This is a genomic window from Bradyrhizobium sp. USDA 223 (assembly GCF_044909005.1).
Lineage (GTDB): Bacteria > Pseudomonadota > Alphaproteobacteria > Rhizobiales > Xanthobacteraceae > Bradyrhizobium > Bradyrhizobium yuanmingense.
In genome coordinates, this window is record NZ_JBIYDR010000001.1 from 985,423 (window position 1) to 1,008,554 (window position 23,132).

General features: G+C 64.5%; 23 protein-coding genes and 2 pseudogenes. 11 read left to right on the plus strand and 14 right to left on the minus strand.

Annotation, left to right across the window (positions count from 1 at the left end):
• Positions 1-19: 19 nt before the first annotated feature.
• Positions 20-2,491 (plus strand): TonB-dependent receptor, encoded by a 2,472-nt coding sequence (locus ABIA40_RS04120; protein WP_404539293.1) that lies wholly within the window; start codon positions 20-22, stop codon positions 2,489-2,491.
• A 4-nt stretch (positions 2,492-2,495) separates the two neighbouring features.
• Here ABIA40_RS04120 and ABIA40_RS04125 read toward each other — a convergent pair whose 3' ends face one another.
• From ABIA40_RS04125 to ABIA40_RS04135, 3 genes are read right to left on the minus strand one after another with little or no spacing between them, the layout of a single operon-like run.
• Positions 2,496-3,521 (minus strand): ABC transporter permease, encoded by a 1,026-nt coding sequence (locus tag ABIA40_RS04125; RefSeq protein WP_271544150.1) that lies wholly within the window; start codon positions 3,519-3,521, stop codon positions 2,496-2,498.
• Positions 3,518-5,035 carry a sugar ABC transporter ATP-binding protein gene (locus ABIA40_RS04130; protein ID WP_271544152.1) on the minus strand — a complete coding sequence of 506 codons (1,518 nt, stop codon included), beginning with the start codon at positions 5,033-5,035 and terminating at the stop codon, positions 3,518-3,520. Before ABIA40_RS04130 ends, ABIA40_RS04125 begins: the two co-directional genes overlap by 4 nt.
• Before the next feature lie 33 nt (positions 5,036-5,068).
• On the minus strand, positions 5,069-6,022 hold the full coding sequence (locus ABIA40_RS04135) for a sugar-binding protein (protein ID WP_404539298.1): 954 nt from the start codon (positions 6,020-6,022) through the stop codon (positions 5,069-5,071).
• Positions 6,023-6,406: 384 nt separating this feature from the next.
• On the opposite strand from ABIA40_RS04135, the gene ABIA40_RS04140 reads away from it, so the two are divergent.
• Together ABIA40_RS04140 and ABIA40_RS04145 are read left to right on the plus strand one after the other, a co-directional pair.
• Positions 6,407-6,574, plus strand: coding sequence for a hypothetical protein (locus ABIA40_RS04140; RefSeq protein WP_271544156.1), 168 nt, complete (start codon positions 6,407-6,409; stop codon positions 6,572-6,574).
• 61 nt (positions 6,575-6,635) lie between these two features.
• On the plus strand, positions 6,636-7,040 hold the full coding sequence (locus ABIA40_RS04145; RefSeq protein WP_271544158.1) for a hypothetical protein: 405 nt from the start codon (positions 6,636-6,638) through the stop codon (positions 7,038-7,040).
• A 75-nt stretch (positions 7,041-7,115) separates the two neighbouring features.
• On the opposite strand, the gene ABIA40_RS04150 is transcribed toward ABIA40_RS04145, so the two are convergent.
• Complete coding sequence (locus tag ABIA40_RS04150) at positions 7,116-7,691, minus strand: DUF4440 domain-containing protein (protein ID WP_271544160.1); 576 nt, start codon at positions 7,689-7,691, stop codon at positions 7,116-7,118.
• Between the two features lie 79 nt (positions 7,692-7,770).
• Here ABIA40_RS04150 and ABIA40_RS04155 point away from each other — a divergent pair, with 79 nt between their 5' ends.
• The 4 genes from ABIA40_RS04155 to ABIA40_RS04170 all read left to right on the plus strand — a co-directional run bounded on the left by ABIA40_RS04155 (position 7,771) and on the right by ABIA40_RS04170 (position 12,547).
• Positions 7,771-8,724, plus strand: a complete 954-nt coding sequence (locus tag ABIA40_RS04155) for a LysR family transcriptional regulator (protein WP_404539302.1) — start codon at positions 7,771-7,773, stop codon at positions 8,722-8,724.
• A 75-nt stretch (positions 8,725-8,799) separates the two neighbouring features.
• Entirely contained in the window at positions 8,800-10,260 is a 1,461-nt protein-coding gene (locus ABIA40_RS04160; RefSeq protein WP_404539305.1) for a GH1 family beta-glucosidase, read from the plus strand.
• A 260-nt stretch (positions 10,261-10,520) separates the two neighbouring features.
• Positions 10,521-11,753 carry an acetyl-CoA C-acetyltransferase gene (locus tag ABIA40_RS04165; protein WP_404539307.1) on the plus strand — a complete coding sequence of 411 codons (1,233 nt, stop codon included), beginning with the start codon at positions 10,521-10,523 and terminating at the stop codon, positions 11,751-11,753.
• Between the two features lie 491 nt (positions 11,754-12,244).
• Complete coding sequence (locus ABIA40_RS04170) at positions 12,245-12,547, plus strand: HU family DNA-binding protein (RefSeq protein ID WP_018320691.1); 303 nt, start codon at positions 12,245-12,247, stop codon at positions 12,545-12,547.
• Between the two features lie 70 nt (positions 12,548-12,617).
• Here ABIA40_RS04170 and ABIA40_RS04175 read toward each other — a convergent pair whose 3' ends face one another.
• The 9 genes and pseudogenes from ABIA40_RS04175 to ABIA40_RS04215 form a co-directional block, all read right to left on the minus strand.
• Complete coding sequence (locus ABIA40_RS04175; RefSeq protein WP_404539310.1) at positions 12,618-12,773, minus strand: hypothetical protein; 156 nt, start codon at positions 12,771-12,773, stop codon at positions 12,618-12,620.
• A 5-nt stretch (positions 12,774-12,778) separates the two neighbouring features.
• Positions 12,779-15,157, minus strand: a complete 2,379-nt coding sequence (lon, locus tag ABIA40_RS04180) for an endopeptidase La (RefSeq protein WP_404539313.1) — start codon at positions 15,155-15,157, stop codon at positions 12,779-12,781.
• Between the two features lie 8 nt (positions 15,158-15,165).
• Entirely contained in the window at positions 15,166-15,549 is a 384-nt protein-coding gene (locus ABIA40_RS04185) for an Hsp20/alpha crystallin family protein (protein WP_024342525.1), read from the minus strand.
• A 163-nt stretch (positions 15,550-15,712) separates the two neighbouring features.
• Positions 15,713-16,279, minus strand: a complete 567-nt coding sequence (locus ABIA40_RS04190; RefSeq protein ID WP_271544171.1) for a ferritin-like domain-containing protein — start codon at positions 16,277-16,279, stop codon at positions 15,713-15,715.
• A 104-nt stretch (positions 16,280-16,383) separates the two neighbouring features.
• Positions 16,384-16,590 (minus strand): hypothetical protein, encoded by a 207-nt coding sequence (locus ABIA40_RS04195; RefSeq protein ID WP_036007833.1) that lies wholly within the window; start codon positions 16,588-16,590, stop codon positions 16,384-16,386.
• Between the two features lie 79 nt (positions 16,591-16,669).
• Positions 16,670-17,857, minus strand: coding sequence for a carboxylate-amine ligase (locus ABIA40_RS04200; protein WP_157283884.1), 1,188 nt, complete (start codon positions 17,855-17,857; stop codon positions 16,670-16,672).
• A gap of 3 nt (positions 17,858-17,860) precedes the next feature.
• Positions 17,861-18,337, minus strand: coding sequence for a gamma-glutamyl-gamma-aminobutyrate hydrolase family protein (locus ABIA40_RS04205; RefSeq protein WP_404546156.1), 477 nt, complete (start codon positions 18,335-18,337; stop codon positions 17,861-17,863).
• A complete protein-coding gene (locus ABIA40_RS04210; protein ID WP_404546158.1) occupies positions 18,328-18,678 on the minus strand; it encodes a gamma-glutamyl-gamma-aminobutyrate hydrolase family protein in 351 nt (116 codons plus the stop codon). The genes ABIA40_RS04205 and ABIA40_RS04210 overlap by 10 nt, the downstream gene beginning before the upstream one ends.
• A gap of 6 nt (positions 18,679-18,684) precedes the next feature.
• Positions 18,685-18,885: pseudogene (locus ABIA40_RS04215) on the minus strand (DUF3606 domain-containing protein); the annotation flags it as partial.
• A 42-nt stretch (positions 18,886-18,927) separates the two neighbouring features.
• Here ABIA40_RS04215 and ABIA40_RS04220 point away from each other — a divergent pair.
• From ABIA40_RS04220 to ABIA40_RS04230, 3 genes and pseudogenes are all read left to right on the plus strand, one after another.
• Positions 18,928-19,023 (plus strand): annotated as a pseudogene (locus ABIA40_RS04220) (MarC family protein); the annotation flags it as partial.
• A gap of 129 nt (positions 19,024-19,152) precedes the next feature.
• Positions 19,153-19,806 (plus strand): L-fuculose-phosphate aldolase, encoded by a 654-nt coding sequence (locus ABIA40_RS04225; protein ID WP_271544176.1) that lies wholly within the window; start codon positions 19,153-19,155, stop codon positions 19,804-19,806.
• Positions 19,807-19,818: 12 nt separating this feature from the next.
• The gene (locus ABIA40_RS04230) at positions 19,819-21,606 is read left to right on the plus strand and encodes a chloride channel protein (RefSeq protein ID WP_128263305.1); all 1,788 of its coding nucleotides are present in this window, start codon (positions 19,819-19,821) and stop codon (positions 21,604-21,606) included.
• 6 nt (positions 21,607-21,612) lie between these two features.
• Here ABIA40_RS04230 and ABIA40_RS04235 read toward each other — a convergent pair whose 3' ends face one another.
• Positions 21,613-21,864: a DUF2798 domain-containing protein gene (locus ABIA40_RS04235; RefSeq protein WP_157283880.1), complete on the minus strand. Its 252-nt coding sequence runs from the start codon at positions 21,862-21,864 to the stop codon at positions 21,613-21,615.
• A 62-nt stretch (positions 21,865-21,926) separates the two neighbouring features.
• Between ABIA40_RS04235 and ABIA40_RS04240 the strand changes: the two genes are divergently transcribed.
• Complete coding sequence (locus ABIA40_RS04240) at positions 21,927-22,583, plus strand: hypothetical protein (RefSeq protein ID WP_404539319.1); 657 nt, start codon at positions 21,927-21,929, stop codon at positions 22,581-22,583.
• The last annotated feature ends 549 nt before the right edge of the window (positions 22,584-23,132 follow it).

Sequence of the window (23,132 nt, forward strand, 5' to 3'; positions counted from 1 at the left end):
CACGGATGGGAAGGCGGGGATGGGCAGGGTTGTTTCGTTCAGGCGTGCTTTGCTGATGGCTTCGGTGTCGACCGGGCTGGTATCGGGCTTGGTCTATGCGACCCCTGCCGGGGCCGCGCCGGACGAGGAGACCAACGTCCAGAACCTGCCCCCGGTCGAAGTGACCGCACCACCTTCGGCAGCGCGGCGCGCGGCGCCGTCGCGACCTGTTGCGCGCGTGGGGGCGCCGGGATCGGCCGCGCCGAGGACACGGCTCTACGTCTTTCCGACCTCGCCGGGCATCGGCCGAGGTCTCGATGTCGACAAGGTCCCGTCGGCGATCAATGCCGTCGATGCCAACCAGATCAGGCGCACCGGTTCGCTGAACGTCACGGACGCGCTGCGCGACAACATCGCCGGCGTCAACATCAGCGAAGTCACCGGCAATCCGTTCCAGCCGGATGTCGAATTCCGCGGCTTCGTCGCTTCGCCCGTGACGGGCACGCCGCAGGGGCTTGCCGTGTACCAGAACGGTGTCCGCATCAACGAGGCATTCTCGGACGCCGTCAATTGGGACCTGATCCCCACCGCCGCGATCAGGTCGGTGACGCTGGTGACCAACAACCCGGCCTTCGGCCTCAATGCGCTCGGCGGCGCGATCAACCTGCAGATGAAGGACGGCTTCACCTATCAGGGCGCCGAGCTCGACCTCATGGGTGGATCGTTCGGCCGCATTCAGGGCTCGGCGCAATGGGGCAAGCAGGTCGACCAGAACTATGCCGTCTACGGTGCGCTCGAAGGACTGCGCGACAACGGCTTCCGTAATTTTTCCCAATCGACGGTGCGGCGCTTCTACGGCGATGTCGGCTACAGGGCCGGCGACAGCGAATTCCACGTCAATATGGGCGTGGCCAAGAACGATTTCGGCGCCAGCGCCACCGTCCCGGCCGAGCTGCTCGACAGATATTGGGGCGCAACATACACCACGCCGCAAACCACCTCCAATCGCGTCGGCTATCTCAACCTGACCGGCAAGGTCGACGCGACGCCGACCTGGACGCTCGAAGGCACCGCGCGTGTGCGCAGGTACGAGCAGAAGGTGGTCGACGGCAACCCGACCGACGTGGAGGAGTGCGCTGCAGATCCGGCGCTGCTCTGCTTTGGCGACGACACCTCACCCGCCTACGGTGGGGGCGGCGTGCAGCTTGCCAACCCGTTTGCGCCGGGAACGATCCTAGGCGCGATCGACCGCGGCTCGATCCGTTCGACCACCTTTGGCGTGTCGGGGCAGGCCACCAACACCGACCAGTTGTTCGGCCATGACAACCGCTTCGTGGTGGGCGCGACCTATGACGCCAGCGTCACGCGCTACAACGCCTCCTCCGAAATCGGCTCGATGGGAGAGAACTACGTCGTCAGCGGCAGCGGCGTTTTCCTGGGACCGACTCCTGTGGCGGACCCCGTCGCCGGCCCGGTCTCGCTGCGGACCGTCAATCAGTATAACGGCCTCTACGCGATGGATACTTTCAACGTCACGGATGCCTTCGCGATCACGGGCGGCGGCCGCTTCAACCTGGCGCGGATCACGTTGGAAGATCAGCTCGGGACCGCGCTCAACGGCGATCACACATTCGCGCGTTTCAATCCAATCATCGGCGGCACCTACAGGGTCACGCCGGAATTGACCGCTTATGCTGGTTATTCGGAGGCCAACCGCGTGCCGACGCCGCTCGAACTCGGCTGCTCCGATCCCGCCAGGCCTTGTCTCATCGCAGCCTTCCTGGTTTCGGATCCACCGTTGAAGCAGGTCGTCTCCAAGACCTTGGAGGCCGGTTTTCGTGGCACCAAGGAATTGAACATCGGCACGCTGGGATGGAAGATCGGCGGCTTTCGCGCCACCAACCACGACGACATCATGGCGGTGCCGGTCGTTGGGCGGACTGGTTTCGGCTATTTTTCGAACGTAGGCCGCACGCGGCGGCAAGGGCTCGAAGCCGAAGTCAACATCAAGTCGCCCACGCTGCAGTTCCAGGCGAGCTACGCCTTCGTCGATGCGCGCTTCCTGGATCCGCTCGAGCTCGGCTCGGAAAGCCCGTTTGCCGATGACATCTCCGAGACCATCCAGGTCAGGCCCGGAAACCAGATCCCGGCAGTCCCGCGCCACCGCGTCAAGGTCGGCGTCGACTATGCCGTGACCGACGTCTGGAAGGTCGGCGGCAACGCGCTGTTCGTCTCCAGCCAGTATCTGGTCGGCGACGAGTCGAACCAGTTCGCGAAGCTGCCGTCCTACACGGTGTTCAATCTCCACACCTCCTATCAGGTCGCGAAGAACGTCCAGCTCTACGGCCGCGTCGACAACATCTTCGACAAGCGTTACGTGACCTACGGCCAGTTCTTCGACCGCGACGCCTTGCCCAACTTCACCAATGGCGGCGCGGATTTCACCGACCCGCGCTCGCTGAGCCCGGCACGGCCGCGCGCGTTCTATGCGGGGTTGAGGGTGACGTTCTAGATTTTCACTCCACCTTCACCCGCTCGAGCGGTGCCGCAGCGACGCTCGCCTGCTCCCGGCCTTTGGCCGCACTCGCGCGGTGGCGTCGCTGCACCAGATATTGATCGCCGAGCACGCCAACCAGGATCACCGTTCCCATCACCGCAAAATTGAGCGAGCTCGGAATGCCCAGCAGGTTGACGAGATTCTGCAGCACCTGGAGCAGCACGGTGCCGAGCACGACGCCGATGATCGAGCCTTCGCCGCCGCGCAAGGAGCAGCCGCCGAGCACGGCGGCGGCAATGGCGTAGAGCTCGTAGAACGAGCCGTGCACCGCCGGCGAAATCGAACGGGTGTACATCGCGATCAGGATCGCCGAAAACGCAGTCAGCCCGCCACAGATGACATAGGCCGAGATGATCACGCGGTTGGTGCGAATGCCGGAATAGCGTGCCGCTTCCTCGTTCTTGCCGACGGCAAAGAGATAACGGCCGAACACCGAGCGGTGAAGCACCACCCAGGCGATCACCGCCACCACGGCGAGCGCAACCACGCTGTGCGGCAGCGGGAACCCGAGCACGTTGGTGCGGCCGGCGGCCAGCCATTCCAGCATCGGAAAGCTCGCGCCGAAGCCGAAGCCCGCCGTCGCGTCCTCGGTGTAATAGCGCGCCGCGCCGCGGTAGATCAGGAGGCCGCACAGCGTGACCACGAAAGCCTGGATCCGCATCCTGGTCACCAGCGTGCCATGAATGAGGCCGATCACGAGCCCGGCCGCGACGATCATCGCGAGGGCTACGACCCAGTTGACGTCGTGATTGACGATCAGGTCGATGAACAGGACGCCGAGCAGTGCGATCACCGAACCCACCGACAGCTCGATCCCGCCGATGATGATGATGAAGGCTTCGGCGATGGAGAAGATGCCGAACAACCCGATCTGGTTGGCGGTGTTCGAGAGATTGCCGACGTACAGGAATCTCGGATTGATCAGGGCGACAACGGTCCCGACCACCAGAATCAGAACGAGAAGGCTCAGGTCTTTCTTGCTCAAGGTCCCTCCGCCGTGATTGTGTGGCCAACGGCAAGCTGCAGCACATTGTGCTCACTGAACTGGCTGCGATCAAGGAAGCCCGAGATCGCGCCTTCATGCATCACCGCGAGCCGGTCGCTGACCCCGATCACCTCCTCCATGTCGCTGGAGATCATCAGGATCGCCACCCCGGCATCGGTCAGGCGGCGCAGCATGCCGTAGATTTCCTGCTTGGCTCCGACGTCGACTCCGCGCGTCGGCTCGTCGACGATCAGGACCTTCGGCCGCATCGACAGCCATTTGGCGAGCACGACCTTCTGCTGATTGCCTCCCGACAGCGAGCCGACGGCGGTCTTGACGTCCGGCGCGCGGATCTTGAGGCGCTCCCGCTGACGCACCGCGTTCTCGTTCTCGCGCTCGGTATCCACCAGCCAGAAGCGCATATAGGACGCCAGATCCGGCAGCGAGATGTTTTCGGTGATCGAGACGTCGAGCAACAGGCCGGCGCCCTTGCGGTCCTCCGGAACGAGATAGATGCCTTGCTCGATGGCGGCACGCGGGCTTGCGATGCGGATCGGCTCGCCGTCGAGCCGTATCGTGCCGCCACGCAGTGGGTCGATGCCGAAGACGGCGCGGGCGAGCTCGGTGCGGCCGGACCCGACGAGACCGGCAAGTCCGAGGATCTCGCCGCGGCGGACCGACAGGCTCACGGCGCGGCCGGGATAGGTGTCGGTGACGGCATCGACGATCTCCAGCACGCTGTCGCCGGGCGGCGCGGCCGGCGGAACGTAGAGCGATTTCAGGTCGCGGCCGATCATCAAGCGGATCATCGCCGCCGGAGAGAGCTCCGCACGCGTCAGCGCGCCGACAACGCGACCGTCGCGCAGCACGACCGCGCGGTCGGCGCACTGCATCACCTCGTTGAGCCGATGCGTGATGAAGATGATGCTGACGCCGTGGGCTTTCAGGCCGGCCACGGTGCGCATCAGGCGGTCCGTCTCGGCGAGCGTCAGGCTCGAGGTCGGCTCGTCCATGATGACGAGACGAGCGTCGAGCGAAAGCGCCTTCATGATCTCGACCAGCTGGCGCTGCGCCAGCGACAGTTCGGCGAGCGGCGCATCGGCCGCGAAATCGCAGCCCAGCCGCTCCAGCAGCGGCGCGACATCGGCATACATCCGTTTGCGGTCGATCAGCCGCAAGGGTCCGCCGTGCACGGGCTCGCGGCCGATGAAGACGTTGCCGGCCACATCGAGATTGTCGAACAGGTTCAGTTCCTGATGGACGAAGGCGATGCCCGCCTTGATCGCATCTGCCACGGTGAGCGAAGATCGCGCGGCGCCGTCGACACGAATGAAGCCGCCGCTGGGCTCCACGACCCCGCCGAGCACGCGCATCAGCGTCGACTTGCCGGCGCCGTTCTCGCCGATCAGCGCAACGACCTCGCCGGGCGACACCTGGAGACCGACGTGGTCGAGGGCGACCACGCCTGGATAGCTCTTGCTGATGTCGACCAGTTCGAGGAATGGTTCTGGCATGGCAGGCTGCGCGGGGGGCAGCGCGGATCTCTCCTATTTCTTCAGCATCTGCTTCATCGAGGCCATGAACTCGTCGACATTGGCCTTTTCGATGACCTTGCCGGGCACGATGATGATGCCGTTGGCCGGAATGCCGGCCTTGTTGCCGCCGATGTAGTTCGCCATCAGCTTCATGCCCTGATAGCCCCATTCGAACGGCTGCTGCACCACCGTGCCGACGATGCTGCCTTCCTTGACGCCGCCGAGCGTGATCGGATCCTCGTCGAAGCCGATGATCTTGATCTTGCCGAGCTTGCCGGCCTCCTTGAGCACCTCGTAGATCCGCGGCGTGTTGTAGGAGTAGAAGCCGACGAGACAGCTCACATCGGGCATGGCGGCGAGGATGTCCTCGACGTTGCGCTTGGCGCGGGTCTGGTCGATCTCGTCGCCGCGAACGTCGACGAGCTCGACCTTCGAGCCTTTGAGCGTCTCCTTGACGCCTTCGATGCGCTCGCGTGCGTTGTCGGCGCCGGGCAGGCCGACGAAGCCGACGCATTTGCCGCCGTTCGGCAGCGCCTTGACCATCAGCTTTCCTGCCTCCTTGCCGAGGTCGGTGTTGGAGGAGCCGATATAGGCCACGCGCTTGGATTTCGGCGCGTCGCTGTCGGTGGTGAACAGGACGGTCTGGGACGCAACCTTGTTGAGATGCTCGGTCTGGTTCTTCGGATCGACCGCGCTGACCATGATGCCGGCGGCACCGGCGGCGACGAGGTCGTCCATCACGCGCTGCTGCACGGCGGCCGCAGCCTGTTCCGGATATTTGAACTGGAGCTCGTAGTTGGGCAGCTCGCCCTGCGCCTTCTTCATCCCGGCCTCGGCGATCTTCCAGAAGTCGGACGCGCCATTGACGACGAAGGCCAGAACCTTCTTGTCCGCCGCATCGGCCGGGCCGACACCCGCTGCAACCGCGAAGGCAACAGACACACCTGCAAGCAAGAGACGCTGCATATCATTCCTCCCCTAAGGCGGTCGGCCCTTTTTGATGGCCAACTCTGCTTGAGCCCGGATTGGGCGCATGCCTCACCCCCAGCGGCACGGCAATCAGCCGCTACCCGCATCGTTGCGGCAGAGGCGGGTCACCGACCCGGCCGGCGAGGTGAAATGAGGCACGTACCTCAAGCTAGCAGAAGCCCGCCGCGCACGCAATTGGAAGCAACGGTCTGGACGTCAACCGCCGCGCTCAGGCTGGTGCAGCCGGTGCTGCGGCAACCTTTTCGGGCAATCCGCAACCCGGCCGCGGCTTTAACCAACTGGAAACCATCGCAAATGATCTGAAAATTGTAACGAAACTCTCCGGCCGTGTCCGCGTCGGTTCGCCGGAGGGCAAGTCTGATGACAGAGCGCCAGTTGAGAGAGCAGGAATTCCAGATTGCGCGGTACCGGCATCTGGAGCGCGAGGTGACCGATCCGCTAGCAGCGTGTCTGCTTCACAGCATCATCGAGGAGCTCGAGGCCGAGCTGCGCAAGCAAAGACCGGATTGGCACGGGCCCGGTCATTAACCGTTTGTTGGCGCTAATGATGGCAATTGTCGCCGTGGGAATACTAGGGGAGGCTGCTCCCATGCTGAAGGACGGCACCTACGCGGCGTGGTACAAGACGCCGATCGACCAGGGTACCGGGATCGTCCATGTCGCAGACGGCCAGATCTGGGGCCGTGACAGCCTGATGACCTATCACGGCACCTGCCAGATCGATGGAGATCACTTCACCGCAACCGTATTGACGAAGCGTCACACCGACGGACGCGCCACCGTGTTCGGCAACGATGATGAGTTGACGTTGACGATCGAGGGAAGCTGCCCTGGCAAGATCGCGACCTACACCGCGACGGCACCTCAGGCGCCGGGCATGATCCTCCACGGAACGCTCATCCTCACGGAACAACAGCCGCCCGCACCTGAACCACCAGGGCAGATGCCGGCATTCAACCCCGACAAGCTGCCGAAATTGAAGCGCTCGCGCTGATCATCGCGACGAAATCGCACGTCGTCTCGACTGGCCGCCGGCCGGCTCCGAATCCAGCTCATCTGCGGCGCTTCGTCATTTTTCCTCCGGCCATCCCCGGGCGAGTATCGCCGCCTGTTGCAAGGTGATGCTTCGGACCAGCGGATCCGCATGGCGGTGCACGAGTTGCCAATCCGTGCCGTCCTTGCGGTAGACTTCGGTCACGCGCAGCGACCAGTCTTGAGCCGGCAACCCGCCCACCTCGGCGCGCTGGCGCTCGACCATGACGAGAGCGACGAGCGCGTCGGATGCATAGGTTTGCAAAACCTCAAGTTCGGTTTCGCCTTCCCTGAAGTATCGGGAGAGGGCAGCCAGACGCTGGGGACTAGCGTCGAATCCCCGACTTGTAGGCCCGCCAAAGGGCTGCATCAGCGTGAAATCGGGCGCGATGCGGACAAGCTGGGACCAGCGGTCCACATCGCCACGCATGAAGGCGGCATTCTTCTCGCGGGCGCGTTCGACGAGGCCCGCTATCGCGTCGCTTCCCGCGGCCGCATCGGCCGAAAGCTGACCGGATAGGGGAATTGCTGCGGTAGCGGCCATCATCGAGCGCCGCGATATCTTTTCCTGCTCGCATGGCCACCTGTTCAGCCCGGACGGTTTGTTGGTCATTTCTCAGCTCCTGATCGAACGACGAGCCCCATGCATGAAGCCTTGATCCCAATGAATCCAGCGATATGATTTCAGCAACATGCTGAACCAAATTGATTTATCCAGGATCGACCTCAATCTCCTCGTGCTCTTCCGTGTGGTTTTGGAGGAGCGCCATGTGGCGCGCGCAGCCGCTCGGTTGAGCCTGACACCGTCGGCGGTCAGCCATGCGCTCGGCCGGCTCCGGCTTCTGCTGAACGATCCGCTGTTTCTGCGGACCCCGAAGGGCGTCGTTCCAACGGCACGGGCCTTGGAGCTAGGGGAGCCGGTGGCTGAGATCATCGCGCGCGTCGAACAGCTGTTCGGCTCGGCTACGCCGTTCGACCCCGAAAAGAGCAGCCGCAGGTTCACCATTGGCGCACCCGATGCGGTGCTGGTCTCGGCTACCGGTCCGCTGTTGCGGTCGATCGCAGCTGCCGCGCCGCACATTGACATCGGGTTGATCCACCTGATGCCCGCGCCGCGCGACGGCGCGACCGGAGAGCCTTGGCAGCAATGCCTCGACATGCTGGAAAGACGCGAGCTGGACGTCGCAATGTTGCCGCTGCCTTCGGTATCACCGCGGTTCGAAGCGCGCAGCCTCTATGAGGAGGAGTTTGTGCTGGCCATGCGCAAGGGACATCGCTTGTCAAAAGCGCCAACCCATGCGGCCTTCGCGCAATCGCAACATCTGCTGGTCTCTCTCAGTGGTGAACCGCGCGGTTTCGTCGACGACATGTTGGCTAAGCGCGGCCTCCAACGCCGCATCGCGTTAACGGTCCCGAATTTCATGATGGCGCTTGCCCAGCTTTCCGGGTCTGACCTGATCGCAGCCTTGCCGCGCCGATTGGTGGAGCACCACGCGCGCCGTTTCGGCTTGGTGTTCGTCGAGCTGCCTTTTGCGCGCAAACCGGACACGATCCGGGCCATCGCAACCAAGGCGGCGATGAGAGACGCCGGCATTGAGTGGCTGATGCAGGTCTTGGTCGGTTCAATCGGAGCAAGTCAACGCTAGAATCCACCCGCTTCTCAAATCGCCCGGAACTGTTCATTGTGCCGGCCCGAAACGAAAAGAAGTGGAGCAGCATCAATGACGGAGGGGGTCTCGCGCCGCCGGTTTGCCAAGCTGGCGGGATTGTCCGCAGCCGGGATTGCGAGTCCCCTTGTCGTCGAAGCCAAGCCGGCTCGGCCGCCGCGCAATGCAGGCGGTTTTCCGGCGGGCTTTCTCTGGGGCACGGCGACCTCGTCCTATCAGGTCGAGGGCGCGGTCGAGGAGGACGGGCGAGGGGCCTCGATCTGGGACAAGTTCGTCCGCATCCCCGGCAAGATCGAGGACGGCACCACCGGCGACCGCGCCAACGAGCACTATCACCGCTACAAGGAGGACATCGCCTTAATCAAGGAACTCGGCTGCAAGGCCTATCGCTTCTCGGTGGCCTGGCCACGGCTGTTTCCGGAGGGCGACGGCAAGCCCAATCCGAAGGGGCTCGACTTCTACAATCGTCTCGTCGACGAGCTCCTGAAGAACGGCATCGAGCCGTGGCTGACCCTTTATCATTGGGATCTGCCCCAATCGCTCGAGGACCGGTTCGGCGGCTGGCGTTCGACCGAGACCTGCAAGATCTTCGGCGACTACGCGGCCTATGTCGCAAAGCACCTCACCGACCGCGTCAGGAACGTGTTCACGTTGAACGAGAGCGGGCGCTTCGTCTATTTCGGTTACGGCGTCGGCATCGACGCGCCGGGCTTGAAGCTGCCGCAAGCCGATGTCAACCAGATCAGGCACAACAGCGCGCTGGCGCACGGGCTCGCAGTGCAGGCGGTGCGCGCCCATGGCCGCCGCGGCACCAGGGTGGGGCCGGCGGAGAACATCGATGCCTGCGCGCCTGCGTTCGACACGCCGGAAAACGTGCGCGCCGCGGAGATCGCGCTGCGCGAGATGAATGCCGGCTATCTCAACGTCATCATGACGGGCCGCTATACCGACGCCTTCCTCAAATACGCCGGATCCAACGCGCCGAAATACACCGATGCGGAGCTCAAGATCATCTCTTCGCCGGTCGATTTTCTCGGTCTCAACATCTACGCGCCGCAGAACTACATCGTGGCCTCCGACCAGGGCGCGGGCTTCAAGCCGCTGCCGATCCCGAAATCGTTCCCGCACATGAATTCGGACTGGCTGCGCGTCGGGCCCGAGACGATCTACTGGGTGCCGAAGCTGGCGGCGAAGATCTGGAAGACGGACGCGATCTATATCAGCGAGAACGGCACCTCCGGCGACGATGTGGTGTCGCCCGACGGCAAGATCTACGACACCGATCGCATCATGTATCTGCGCAACTATCTCGCCCAGCTCCAGCGCGCCACCGACGAAGGCGTGCCGGTGCGCGGCTATTTCCTCTGGAGTCTGATGGACAATTTCGAGTGGGTGTATGGCCTCAACAAGCGTTTCGGGCTGTACCACGTCAATTTCGACACCCAGGTCCGCACGGCAAAGCTCAGCGCCAGCTTCTACCGCAACGTGATCGCCAAGAACGCGGCGGGGGCGTAGCGGCTGGCTCGGTGTTTTCGCCTCTCGCCGCCTGCGGGGAGAGGCCAGAATTTGCGCCAGCAAATTCCGGGTGAGGGGGCTCTCCGCGAGTCCATCTGCTACTGAGTTTGCGGAAGCTCCCCCTCACCCGGATTTTCCGCTGCGCGTAAAATCCGGCCTCTCCCCGCACGCGGGGAGAGGCGAAGAAGGCAGCGCGCATTGACTCGCCAGTCCCTCTGATTCACAACGCTCACACACGCATAAACAAGAGGACGACGCCAATGCCTGACGCGCTGATCATTGATGCCTGCCGCACGCCGCGGGGCATCGGCAAGGCCGGCAAGGGAGCCCTGTCGGGCATTCATCCGCAGCAGCTCGGGGCGACCGTGCTGCGCGCACTCGCCGACCGCACCGGCATCGATACCTCCGATGTCGACGACATCGTCTGGGGCTGCAGCGCGCAGGTGGCAACGCAAGGCGGCGATCTCGGCCGCATGTCGGCGCTCGATGCCGGCTACGACGTGCGTGCCAGCGCGGTGACGCTGGATCGTTTTTGCGGAAGCGGCATCACCAGCGTCAACATGGCGGCAAGCTCGATCATGGCCGGTGCCGAGGATCTCGTCATCGCCGGCGGCTGCGAGATGATGTCGATGGAGGGACGCCGCGGCGGCGGTCCGATGATGATGGATAGCGGCAATCTGCGCTTGCGGGCACGGCATCCGCAATCGCATCAGGGCGTCTGCGCCGATGCGATCGCGACGCTGGAAGGCATCACCCGAACGGACGTCGACGCGCTCGGGCTGGAGAGCCAGAAGCGCGCCGCGCATGCGATCGCGAACGGCCACTTCAAGAAGAGCCTCGTGCCTGTTCACCGCGAGGACGGCAGTCTGGCGCTGGATCATGAAGAATACCCGCGGCCGCAGACCACGATGGAAGGCCTCAGCAGCCTGAAGCCGGCATTTCCCGCCGTCGCGGACTACGCGCTCGACGACAAGGGCACGACCTATCGCGGCCTGATCCTGCAAAAGTACCCTGATCTGAAGATCGACTTCGTGCATCACGCCGGCAACTCCTCCGGCGTCGTCGACGGCGCTGCCGCGATCCTGCTGGCCTCGCCCGCTTACGCCAAGGCGCATGGCCTTAAAGCCCGGGCCCGCGTGGTCGCGATGGCCAACATGGGGGACTCGCCGACCCTCATGCTGAACGCACCGGTGCCGGCAACGCGCAAGGTGCTGGCCAAGGCGGGCCTCACAATCGACGACATCGACCTGTTCGAGATCAACGAGGCCTTCGCCGTGGTGGCGGAAAAATATATCCGCGACCTCAAGCTCGACCGGGCCAAGGTCAACGTCAACGGCGGTTCGATCGCGCTCGGCCATCCCATCGGCGCCACCGGCTCGATCCTGATCGGCACCGTGCTCGACGAGCTCGAACGGCGCGATCTCAAGCGCGGTCTCGTCACCATGTGCGCCGCCGGCGGCATGGCGCCGGCCATCATCATCGAGCGCGTTTAGCTTGTTTACCTCGCCCCGCTTGCGGGGAGAGGTCGGATTGCATCGAAGATGCAATCCGGGTGAGGGGGACTCTCCGAGCACTGAACTCTCACCGTCTTTGCTGAAGCGGCCCCTCACCCCGACCCTCCCAGCGCGAGCAAAGCTCGTCGCGCCCCCGTAAGAACGGGGAGAGGGAGAGGATCTGCAAATGCGGCTGCTGCGCGATCCAATCCTTATTTTTCAGGGTGAAACACGCGCCTCCTTTCACAAAGGGGCCGGTCGTCGCTTGTCGAAGGCGGCGAATCAGTTCTAGCAAGATGTCGTGCGGGCCTTTGAAACAAGGCAAAAGCCGCTGCCCGAGGCTTCCTCCGCTCCGGAAGTAGCTAAAAAGCAGGGTTTTTTGTCACAGCAGGCCAGAAAAGCCCGTAATTTCGCGACAAAACTGTGCAGAAGGCTATAGGCCTTCAACGGTTGGTCTAATATGCAACCGGCAACGAATCAGAGGAGACACGATGCCGACCCAGATGTCCAAATCGCAATTGATCGAAAAGATTGCGACCGCCACCGAGCTTTCCAAGCGTGACGTCAAGAACGTCATGGAGACGCTGACCGACGTCGGCCACAAGGAGCTCAAGAAGAACGGCCTGTTCCTGGTGCCGGGCTTCGCCAAGTTCGTGGTCATCAAGAAGCCCGCGACCAAGGCGCGCAAGGGCACCAACCCGTTCACGGGTGAAGAGATGATGTTCAAGGCCAAGCCGGCCCGGAAGATCGTCCGCGCCCGCCCGGTCAAGGCCGCCAAGGACGCCGTGGGCTAACAACGCAAAGGCCCCCTCGAACGAGGGGGCCTTTTGTCTGGGGCTGCCGCGAGGGTTCGAGACGGAGGGCTCAACCCTTGCGGCGCTTCACTCGGACCGTAACAGGCTGAAGCCGCGGCTCGCGTCCTGCGAGCCCATCGCGAATCCGGTCGATCGCGCGATCGAGCAATTGGCGCAGCCGCTGCGTCTTCCGCGACCGCTTCGCTCTTTCCAGCAGTTTCTTCATCGCCTTCACTCCGCCGCTTCCTTGGCTTCAGCCGGCTCGAGCGCCGCGGCGATGGCTTCGTCGACGCGCTCCAGCCAGATGAACTCGAGGGTGTCCCGCGCGCTCTTCGGGATGTCGTCATAGTCCCGCTTGTTGCGCGCCGGCAGCATCACCCGCTTCAGGCCGGCAGCAGCCGCAGCCACCACCTTCTCCTTGATGCCGCCGACCGGCAGCACCAGGCCGCGCAGCGAGATCTCGCCGGTCATCGCGGTGTCACTCCTCACCGTGCGGTTGGTGAGCAGGGAGGTCAGCGCCGTGAACATCGCAACGCCCGCGCTCGGCCCGTCCTTCGGGGTTGCGCCCGCGGGGACGTGAACGTGGATGTCGCTCTTCTCGAACGCTTGCGGATCGATGCCGAGCTGAGAGGCCCGGCTCTTCACCAGCGTCAGCGCAGCCTGCACGCTCTCGCGCATGACGTCGCCGAGCTGGCCGGTCAGGATCAGCCCGCCCTTGCCGGGCACGCGCGTGGCTTCGATGAACAGGATGTCACCGCCGACCGGCGTCCAGGCGAGGCCGGTGGCAACGCCCGGAACGCTGGTGCGCAGTGCGATCTCGCCCTCGAAGCGCGGCTGGCCGAGCACGGTGGCGATGTCCTTTGCCGTCACCGTGACCTTCGCGGCCGTGCCGTCGGCGACCTGCACCGCGGCATGCCGGAACACCTTGCCGATCTCGCGCTCGAGGTTACGCACGCCGGCCTCGCGGGTGTAGCCCTTGACGATCAGCTTCAAGGCTTCCGGCTCGATCTCGGCCTGCTCAGCCGAGAGGCCGTTGGCCTCCAGCTGCCGCTGCACCAAATAGCGCCGCGCGATCTCGAGCTTCTCGTCCTCGGTGTAGCCGGCGAGGCTGATCAGCTCCATGCGGTCCAGCAGCGGACCCGGGATCTGGTCGAGCATGTTGGCGGTCGCGATGAACACGACGCGCGACAGATCGAAGGGCACGCCGAGGTAATTGTCCCGGAACGTTCCGTTTTGCTCGGGGTCGAGCACCTCCAGCATCGCGGCGGAAGGATCGCCCTGCACGCCACGGCCCATCTTGTCGATCTCGTCCAGCATCATGACGCAGTTCCTCGCGCCCGCCTTCTTGATGCCCTGGATGATGTTGCCGGGCAACGCGCCGATATAGGTGCGGCGGTGACCGCGGATCTCGGCCTCGTCGTGCACGCCGCCCAAGCTGACGCGCACGAAGGGGCGATCCATCGCGCGCGCGATGGATTGGCCGAGCGAGGTCTTGCCGACGCCGGGCGGGCCGACGAAGCACAGGATCGGCGCCTTGCCCTGCGGGGCGAGCTTGCGCACCGCCAGATATTCGATGATCCGGCTCTTGATCTTCTCCAGGCCGAAATGGTCGGCATCCAGGATGGCTCGCGCCTCCTTGATGTCGATCGGCTTCTCCGCGGGCAGCGCCCAGGGCAGCTCGATCAGCCAGTCCAGATAGGTGCGGACCATGCCGGCCTCGCCGGCAGCCTCCGGCATGCGCTCGTAGCGGCGCAGCTCCTTCTTGGCATGCGCCTCCGCCTCCGGCGGCATGTTGGCCTTGGCGATCGCAGCCGTCAGCTCGGTGACCTCGGCCTGCTTGCCGTCGCCTTCGCCGAGCTGGCGCTGGATCGTCGCCATCTGCTCGCGCAGGATCGCCTCGCGCTGCCGCTCGTCGAAGGAGGCCTTGGTCTTCTGGCCGATTTCGTTGGAGATGCGCAGCACCTCCAGCCGCTCGGCCAGGTGCTTCGACACTTTCTCCACGCGAAGAGCGAGGTCGATGGTCTCCAGCACCTCCTGCTTGTCCTGCGGCTTGATATCCATGAACGAGGTTGCCAGATCCGCCAGCGCGCCGGGCGCGCTGGTGCCCTGGAACATCGCGGCGAGCTCGGGCGGCGCCTGCGGCAGCAGCTCGATCGCCTCGATGGCCTGGCGCTGCAGATTCAGCGCGCGGGCCTCGATCTCGGGCGAGGTCGTGGCCGGCTCGGGGATCTGCTGGAAACGCGCGGCCGGGAACGGCGTCCCCGGCAGGAAGTCGAGGATGCGCGCGCGCTGCACGCCCTGGCAGACGATGTGATGGGTGCCGTCGGGCGCGGTGATGTAGCGCACGATGTTGGCGATGGTCGCGACCCTATAGAGGTCGTCCGGCCCGGGGTCATTGGTCTCGGGACTGCGCTGCAGGACGATGCCGATCGGCCGCTGCTCGCGCAGCGCCTGCTGCGCGGCGGCAATGGACTTCGCCCGGCCGATCGTGATCGGCGCGATCGCGCCAGGAAACAGCACCATCTCACGCACGGGGACGATGATCAGTGCATCGTCGGGGATCTTCACGTCGTTATTGGCTTGTTCGTTGTTCATCTGTTCGGTGGCCATGATCGACCTCAGGATTTCGCGAGGCGCAGTGCGACGCAGCCGTCCATCACGAAGCGGCTGATGGCGTAACGGCCGAGGGGAAGCGCAATGCGGCGCTCAAAACGCCCTTGCGGCAGCTCGAGCCGATGGATGCGGGCGTTGCGAAGCTCCGGCGGGAGGGTGCGCTGACCCGAGATGACGAGCACGCCGTCATGGATGACGGTCTCGACATTGTCCGGATTGACGCCGGGAAGCGCGACCAGGATCAGGAGTTCACGCTCGGTCTCGAGCACGTCGATCGGCGGCTCCCAGCAGGCTTCCTGGCGGCCGAACTGCTGGCGCAGCCGATCGGCGCGGGTCAGCGAGTCCAGGGCTTCGGACAGCATCCAGTCGAGGGGATTTTTGGGTTGCATGATGCGGGCTCTGGGATGGGAAAGCCTGCATATGGGGCCGGTTCCAAGGAAATCCAGTACGGAAATCCAGTGCAGTGGCGCTGACGTGTTATGCGCCGCCGTGCGATCAAGGCAAGCGAACGCCGCGGCATGGCCGCGACGTTCCGTTCATTGGCAGGGCGGGTCAGGCTGCGGCGCGGTACTCTTGTTCCGCTTCGAGGTTGATCACGGAGGTGGCGAGCTCGGTCAGCGTGCGATCGGTCGCCTCTTCCTCGTCCAGCGTCTCCTGGAGCAGCCTTGCGGCGTCCTGCATGCCGAGCTCCTCGGCCCAGGTGCGCAGCGTGCCGTAGCGGGAGATCTCGTAATGCTCGACCGACTGCGCCGCCGCGAGCAGTCCGGCATCGAGCGCCGGCGCGCCCTTGAACTCCTTCATGATCTCGGCGCCTTCATCGGCAATGCCGTTGATGGCCTCGCACGGCTTGCCGCGTGCCGGCTTGCCCAGCATCTTGAAGATCTGGTCGAGCCGTTTGACCTGGCCCTGGGTCTCACGCAAATGCTTGTTGAAGGCGGCCGTAAGCTCCTTGGAATTCGCGGCCTTGGCCATCTTGGGCAGGGTCTTGATGATCTTGTTCTCGGCGAAATAGATGTCCTTCAGCGTCTCCAGAAACAGGTCGCTGAGCATCTTCGGCGCCTGACGCGGCCGGCGCGCCGCGGTCTTCTTTGTCGTGCGTTTCTTCGCTCGTTTAGCCATACGTCCTCCTCATGAGGTAACACGGGAAGGCCTCGCCCTCCTCAATCCTCAGGCGATCAAAGCCGCTCCATGAACGAAAGTTCCAAACTGCAACCGGCGAAGGCTCAGGTCGGGCGCTTGTAGGGATCTTCCTGGCGCTGCCGTGCCTCGGTGTTGCGATCGAGCTGCGCCCGCTCGCTGCGGCGCAAGTTGCCCGCCTTCATCACGCCGTAAACGAGCGCCCCGCCGAGCACGAACGCGCCGATGAACCAGAGCCAAAGCATCTGGGCCGAGGCGTGGCCCAGGAGCATGCTAATGCCGCTGTCGCTCATGATTGGTCTCCACGATTGTCCATTGCTATCACGCTGAGCTAAGTCGGCGGTCGAAACCTCGTTCCATGCGGCCGCGGCGTCAGACCAGGTCGGTCAGCGGTTGCCGCACCGCTTGCGCTTTCGGCTCGCCGCCCCGGGCGGTGAAGTCTCCGGCTTCGGTGGAAGTCCGCAGCCATTTCGTCACGTCGCTGATTGCTTCCCGCGGCGAGTGGCCGAACTTGCGCAAGCCGCGAAAATATTCGAGCTGAAGGTGGGCCGATGTGCCGCGCTTGGGGATCGACTTCAGATGCTGGATGTCGTCTTCGATGCCGAGATGATCGACGTGGGGTGCCACCATGGCGATCACTGCATCGAGCCAGCTTCTGAATGAGACCGGCTCGAACGAGACCAGGTCGATATAGGTGCCGTCGGTTCCGTAGCGCTGGGCGCGCCAGCGATTCTCCTCGACCAGCGCGCGGTGCACGGCCGAATAGGTGGCGTTCAGCTCGGGATGGTGGACGGCGTGGCGGACCAGCGCGCGGAACAGCGCCGCGATCGCCACCGAATCCGCAATCGCCGTGCAGCAATCGGTGATGCGCAGCTCGAGCGTCGGATGCTGCAACGAGGGCCGCAACGCCCACCAGACATAGGTGGCGTTGGGGATGATGCCGGCATCGACCAAGGTCTTCACGTAGGTCTCGTATTCGGACAGGTTCCGAAACATCTCGGGAAAGCCGGTCCGGGGCAGGGCATCGTTGGCGGCATTGCGGTAGCCCAGCAATCCCGTCGGGTAGCCGCACCAGAACGGCGAGGAGGTCGAGAGCGCCAGCAGCAGCGGCAGGAACGGCACCAGGCGGTGCATGATCTCGACGCGCAAATCGGGCTCGGGCACCTCGACATGGACGTGCAGTCCGCTGATCGGGTTGCCGAGGCCGACCATTCCGAGCTCGCTGATGACCTTGCTGTAGCGGCGCTTGCGCGTCATGCGCTGCTGCTGCGGCTGCGCCAGCGGGTGTGTGCCGGCCGCGATGATGCCGACGCCGTGGTCCTTGCCGACCTCGGTGAGCACCGCGCGATAACGCGCGAGCTCGGCCAGCGCATCGACCGAAGACGTCAGCGGCGGGGTCGCCACCTCGATCTGGGATTGCAGGATCTCGGTGGTCAGCCGCTCGCCAAGGCGCTTCTGCGCCGCGGCCATGTAGGCCTTGGGCAGCTCGGATCGCGGCGCCGCGGACTGGCGGTTGACCAAGAAGTATTCCTCCTCGATGCCAAAGCGGTAGCGGTGCACGGCCTATGCCGCCCCCTGCGCCCTGGCGTGGCGGCGAACCGCGTCCCCGAAGGCTGACAGAATGCGCGCCGAGGCGTGGTCGGAGCTCGCCCAATAATCGGGATGAAAAAGCGTGCCGAGCGCAAAATCGCTGGCGCTCTCGACGCTGACGGCCTCGATCGAGCCGTCGTCGGCGACGGCCTCCGCGACGAGGCCCGGTGCGAGATCGGCGATCAGGAAGCTGTGCAGCGAATTCACGAGAATCGAATCCGCGCCGCAGATCTGCTGCAGGACGCCACCCTTGCGCAAGCCCACCTTCTGCCGCAGCCGATAGCGGGCATCCTCGTTGTCCGCGTCGGGCGTGCCATGGCGTTGTTCCTCAGGCAAATCGTCGGGCTCCTTCGAAAGCGTGCCGCCCAAAGCGACGTTCAGCTCCTGGAAGCCGCGGCAGATGAACAGAGCGGGGATGCCCCGCGCCAGCGCCCGCGGGATCAGGCGCAGCGCGACCTCGTCGCGGAATTCGTCGAACGGGCCGTCACGCTTCTCGTCGACTGTTTGTCATAGCGGGACGGATGGACGTTGGTCTGTCCGCCGCCGACGAAGAGGCCGTCGAGCCCGTCCAGATAGGCATCGATGTCGGCTTCCGGCGCCGCGGGCAGAATCCGCGGCACGGCGCCGGCGACAAGGCCGATCGCATTGACGCAGACCATCGAAACCGCGGCGAGTTGTTCGCCGCGCGCGACCAGGGAATCGGAGAGAATGCCGATCTGCGGTGCGCCGCTGCGCCCCTGCCACTGCCCGCGCGAGGCGCTACGCCGCCACTGCTGAAGGCCGTACGCCACGGCATCCGCTGCGCTGCCGAATTGATGAATCGCCGCCTTGAGCTCTCTGACGTTTGTCCCCAATCGAAGCGCCCAACCGCTGCAGGCAACGGGATCGTGCGGATCAATTCTGGAACGGGGCTCGTGCAATTGCTTCGGCTGCTTCTGTTCGTGTATCGATGCACAGTGAAACGGCAATCGTCGGGAATGGTTGCTTCGCGATTGCACCGCTCGATCTCATTGCCTCCGCACCAGCCTTAACTTTTGTTATTGCTCTCGCGCGTCCTCGGGATGCTGCTCGCCGCCTATTCCGTGCAGTTCGTCATCAACGGGGTCGCGGCGGTCCGGACCGGCCTGCCCTGGTAGCTGCGACAATCTGTTAACCTGTCGCTATCCCGTTCGGCCGGAGTGTCACGGGATCCGGGACGCTTTCGCTTGCACTGTCACGTTGCTTTGACGTAACTCGGTCCAATAAGCCCTCGACAGGAAATCGACATGTCGATGACAGCGGACGAGCTCGGCAAGAGACAGGCCATTATCGACGCCTGCCGGCGCATGAACGCGCTCGGCATCAACCAGGGCACATCGGGCAATATCAGCGTCCGGCATGTGGACGGCCTCCTGGTCACGCCGACCAGCCTGCCCTATGAGGCCATGCGTCCGGACCAGATCGTCTTCATGGCCATGGACGGCTCGCACGCGCCCAACCAGAAGCCGTCGAGCGAATGGCGCTTTCATCGCGACATCCTGAAGTCGCGGCCCGACGTCAACGCCGTCGTGCATGCCCATCCGACCTATTGCACCATCCTGGCGATCATGGGCATGGAGATCCCGCCCGTGCATTACATGATCGCGGCGGCGGGCGGCGACAGCATCCGCTGCGCGCCCTACGCGACGTTCGGAACGGCGGAGCTGTCCGAGCACGCGGTGCGGGCGCTGGAGGACCGGCTCGCCTGCCTGCTCGATCATCACGGCATGATCGCGATCGGCAAGACCCTGGACAAGGCGATGTGGCTGGCGGTCGAGGTCGAGACGCTGGCGCGGCAATATCACGGCTGTCTGCAGATCGGACAACCGCCGCTGCTCCCGAGCGAGGAAATCGAGCGGGTCCGTCAGCGCATGGCCGGCTACGGCCTGTCGGAAGGGTAGGGCGGCGAAACGGTGTTAGTGCGGATCAAACATCTCGTCGATCGCAAGAAGACGAACCGCACCATGGTTCGGCTGCGCGCCCTGCTGCGCAGCAACGAGTTCTACCTGATCCCGCTGGCGCTCGTGATCGGCACGCTCGCGGGCGCGGTCGTGACGCTGATGGCCCACATCGCGCAGATCGCGCATGTCGTGATCTACGGCATTCCCATTGACGTCCACCTGTCGGCCCACGCGAGCGTCAGCCCATGGGCGGCACTGATCGCGCCTGCGCTCGGCGGGCTGGCGCTCGGAATCATGGAATGGTCGCGGCGGCGCATGAAGATATCGAACGCGGTCGATCCGATCGAGGCCAACGCGCTGCGGGGCGGCAATCTGTCGATGCGCGACAGCGGGGTGGTCGCAGGCCAGACCCTGATCTCGAACGGCTGCGGCGCCTCCGTCGGCCTCGAGGCGGGCTACACCCAGATCGGTTCGGGCATCGCCTCGCTGATCGGCAAATTCTTCAATCTCCGCCGCAACGATCTGCGCCTGATGGTCGGCTGCGGGGCCGCGGCGGCGATCGCGGCGGCGTTCGGCGCGCCAATCACCGGCGCCTTCTATGCCTGCGAGCTGATCGTCGGCGTCTATGCCGTAGGCAGTGCCGCGCCGATCCTCGCCGCCTCCCTCGCGGGCGCCTTGACCGCGCAATGGCTGGGCGGCGCGCCATACTCGCTGGAGATACCGAAGGTCAGCGCCGTCGGCGTCGAGCAATATCTGGCACTGATCGGGCTCGCCCTCATCACCAGCGGCGTCGGCATCGCCGTGATGCGCTCCTCGCCGATGTTCGAGCGGCTGTTCGCCTGGATGCCGGTCTGGCTGCGTCCTGTGATCGGCGGGCTCATCGTCGGCGGGTTCGCCATCATCACGCCGCAGGTTCTCGCGGCCGGCCATGGCGCCATGGTGCTCGATCTCTTCCACGACATGACGATCGGCCTGATCGCGCTGATCATCGCCTTGAAGGTGACGGCCTGCCTGATCTCGCTCGCCTCCGGCTTTCGCGGCGGCCTGTTCTTCGCCTCGCTGTTCGTCGGCAGCCTGATCGGAAAGTTCTTTGCCGCGGTGCTGCTGCTCATCAGCCCGAACTTCGCGATCGATCCGCTGGTGGCGATGTTGACGGGCATGGCGACGCTCGGCGTCGCCATCGTCGGCGGCCCCCTCACGATGTCGTTCCTCGTGCTCGAGATGACACGTAACGTCGACGTCACCGCCGTGGTGCTGGCCGGCTGCATCGTGACCTCGATCTGCGTGCGCTTCATGTTCGGCCATTCGTTCTCGACATGGCGCCTGCATCTGCGCGGCGAGACCATCCGCAGCGCCAACGACGTCGGCTGGCTGCGCAATCTCACGGTCGAGCGCCTGATGCGCTCGGACGTCGGCAAGGTGCCCTCGACCACGACGATCGCCGCCGCGCGCCGCGAGTTCGCGCTCGGCTCGCGGCCGGGAATCGTCATCGTCAACAATGCTGACGAATATATCGGCCTCGTCCTGCTGCCCGATTTGTTCTCCAGCGACCTCGACACCATCGCCGACGACATCCAGGTGATCGAGCTCGCCCGCCTGATCGACATCGTGCTGATCCCGGAAATGAACGTGAAGTCGGCGATGGCGGTGTTCGACGAAGCCGAGGCGGAGATGCTGGCGGTGGTCGATTCCACCGACAGCCGCAAGGTTGTCGGCTTCCTCACCGAGAGCTTCGCCCGCCGCCGCTATGTCGAGGAAATCGACAAGGCGACAAGAGGCGTGCTGGGGGCGCTGTCGTAGGCGAGGTTACCGGCCGGGTGGCGCCTCGACGAGCCAGGCCACGACCCGGCGGACCAGCGGCAAGACCACGAGCAGGGTCGGGAAGGCGACGAGCCAGGACAGTCCCCAGGCGCCCGGCCAGGTCGCCAGGAACGCCGGCGTTGCCCCCAGGCTCCGCAGCGTCGAAATGACCGATACCACCGCCGTCATGAGGATGGACAGCACGAATGGCGTCACGATCGGCGCATAGCGCGCCGGTAGTTTGCGAACCACAATCATCTGGTTTCTCTAGGATCTGGTTTCTCTAGGAAAGGACGCGTCGATCTCGTTGAACCTGGAAAATGGCATCGATCCCGACGGCGTCGGTTGATGCGTTGGTTCACGTAAACGCTTACGGCGGCCGAAAACGGCGCGGCTGTTCATTAACCGCTCAGGTTGCCTGGTTCAAGCTGGGTCTGATCGTTCGGGATTTACAATCGTTCAAAGCGTGGCAGATCGCCGCGATCATGAAACCATTTCAGTGGTTTGCGGATTATAGATCGTTTGCTTATGTTTCTTTGGGCGAGAACAGAGGAAATTCGAACATGAGTATTGGACCCGTGATTTCCGCAGCCGGCCGCAACACGATCGTGGTCGCGCTCGCAGGCCTCGCCCTGATTGCGGCTTCCGCATCCCCGTCTGCAGCGGCTTCGGCCGGAAGCCCGGCCGCCAAGTCGGCTGTCAATGCGGCCGTTGCCGGCCAGGCTGCCTCCGACGTCACCGATTTCAGCGCACACCGGCGTCGCCATTATCATCGACGCGGGCCGAATGCCGCGGGTCTCGCCTTCATGGGCATGGCCGCAGGTCTGATCGGAGGCGCGATCGCCGAGAGCCGCCGCCGCGAATATTATGAAAACCGCTATTATTATGGCTATGGCCCGCGTTACTACGGCGGCCCTGGTTACTACGGCGGTTCCGGCTACTACTACGATCCGGGCTATCGTTACGCACCATACTGAGCGGCCGGAGCCCGGAAGCCCCGGATTGTACTAGCCGGGGAGCGTTTGAATCCCATCTCCCGTAGCCCGGATGGAGCGAAGCGAAATCCGGGTCCGCTCGCGCGGCATCTCGAATTGTCCCGGATTACGCCCGCGCTCCATCCGGGCTACGAGAGCAGGGTGTTTCGCTTCTCTGTCAACCTGCCCGCATAAAAATATTCCGCTTTACCGAAATTCGGAAATATCGTATGTGTCGCCCATCCCGGCTCAATCTCGAGGGGCGATCATGAGGTCGTCATTGTCGCGAGCCGGGCTTGCGGTGGACGCGGCAGCGTCGTGTACGAGAGCTGAGGGCAGGGCGGATTGCTCTCCGTGAGCCCGAGGCTTCGTACGGACGAGCGGCGCTGTCAGGTTCGTCGCGCCGGCATTTCGATGGCAACGTGCACAGCGCCGTCGAACCCTGCGGCGCCAACGGACCGCGCGTACGGCAAAACCGTGTGGTCCTGGCCGTCGTTGCTACGGTCAAGCTCTCGCGAATGCGGCGCTCGCGTCAACCGGCGCGGTGCCGGT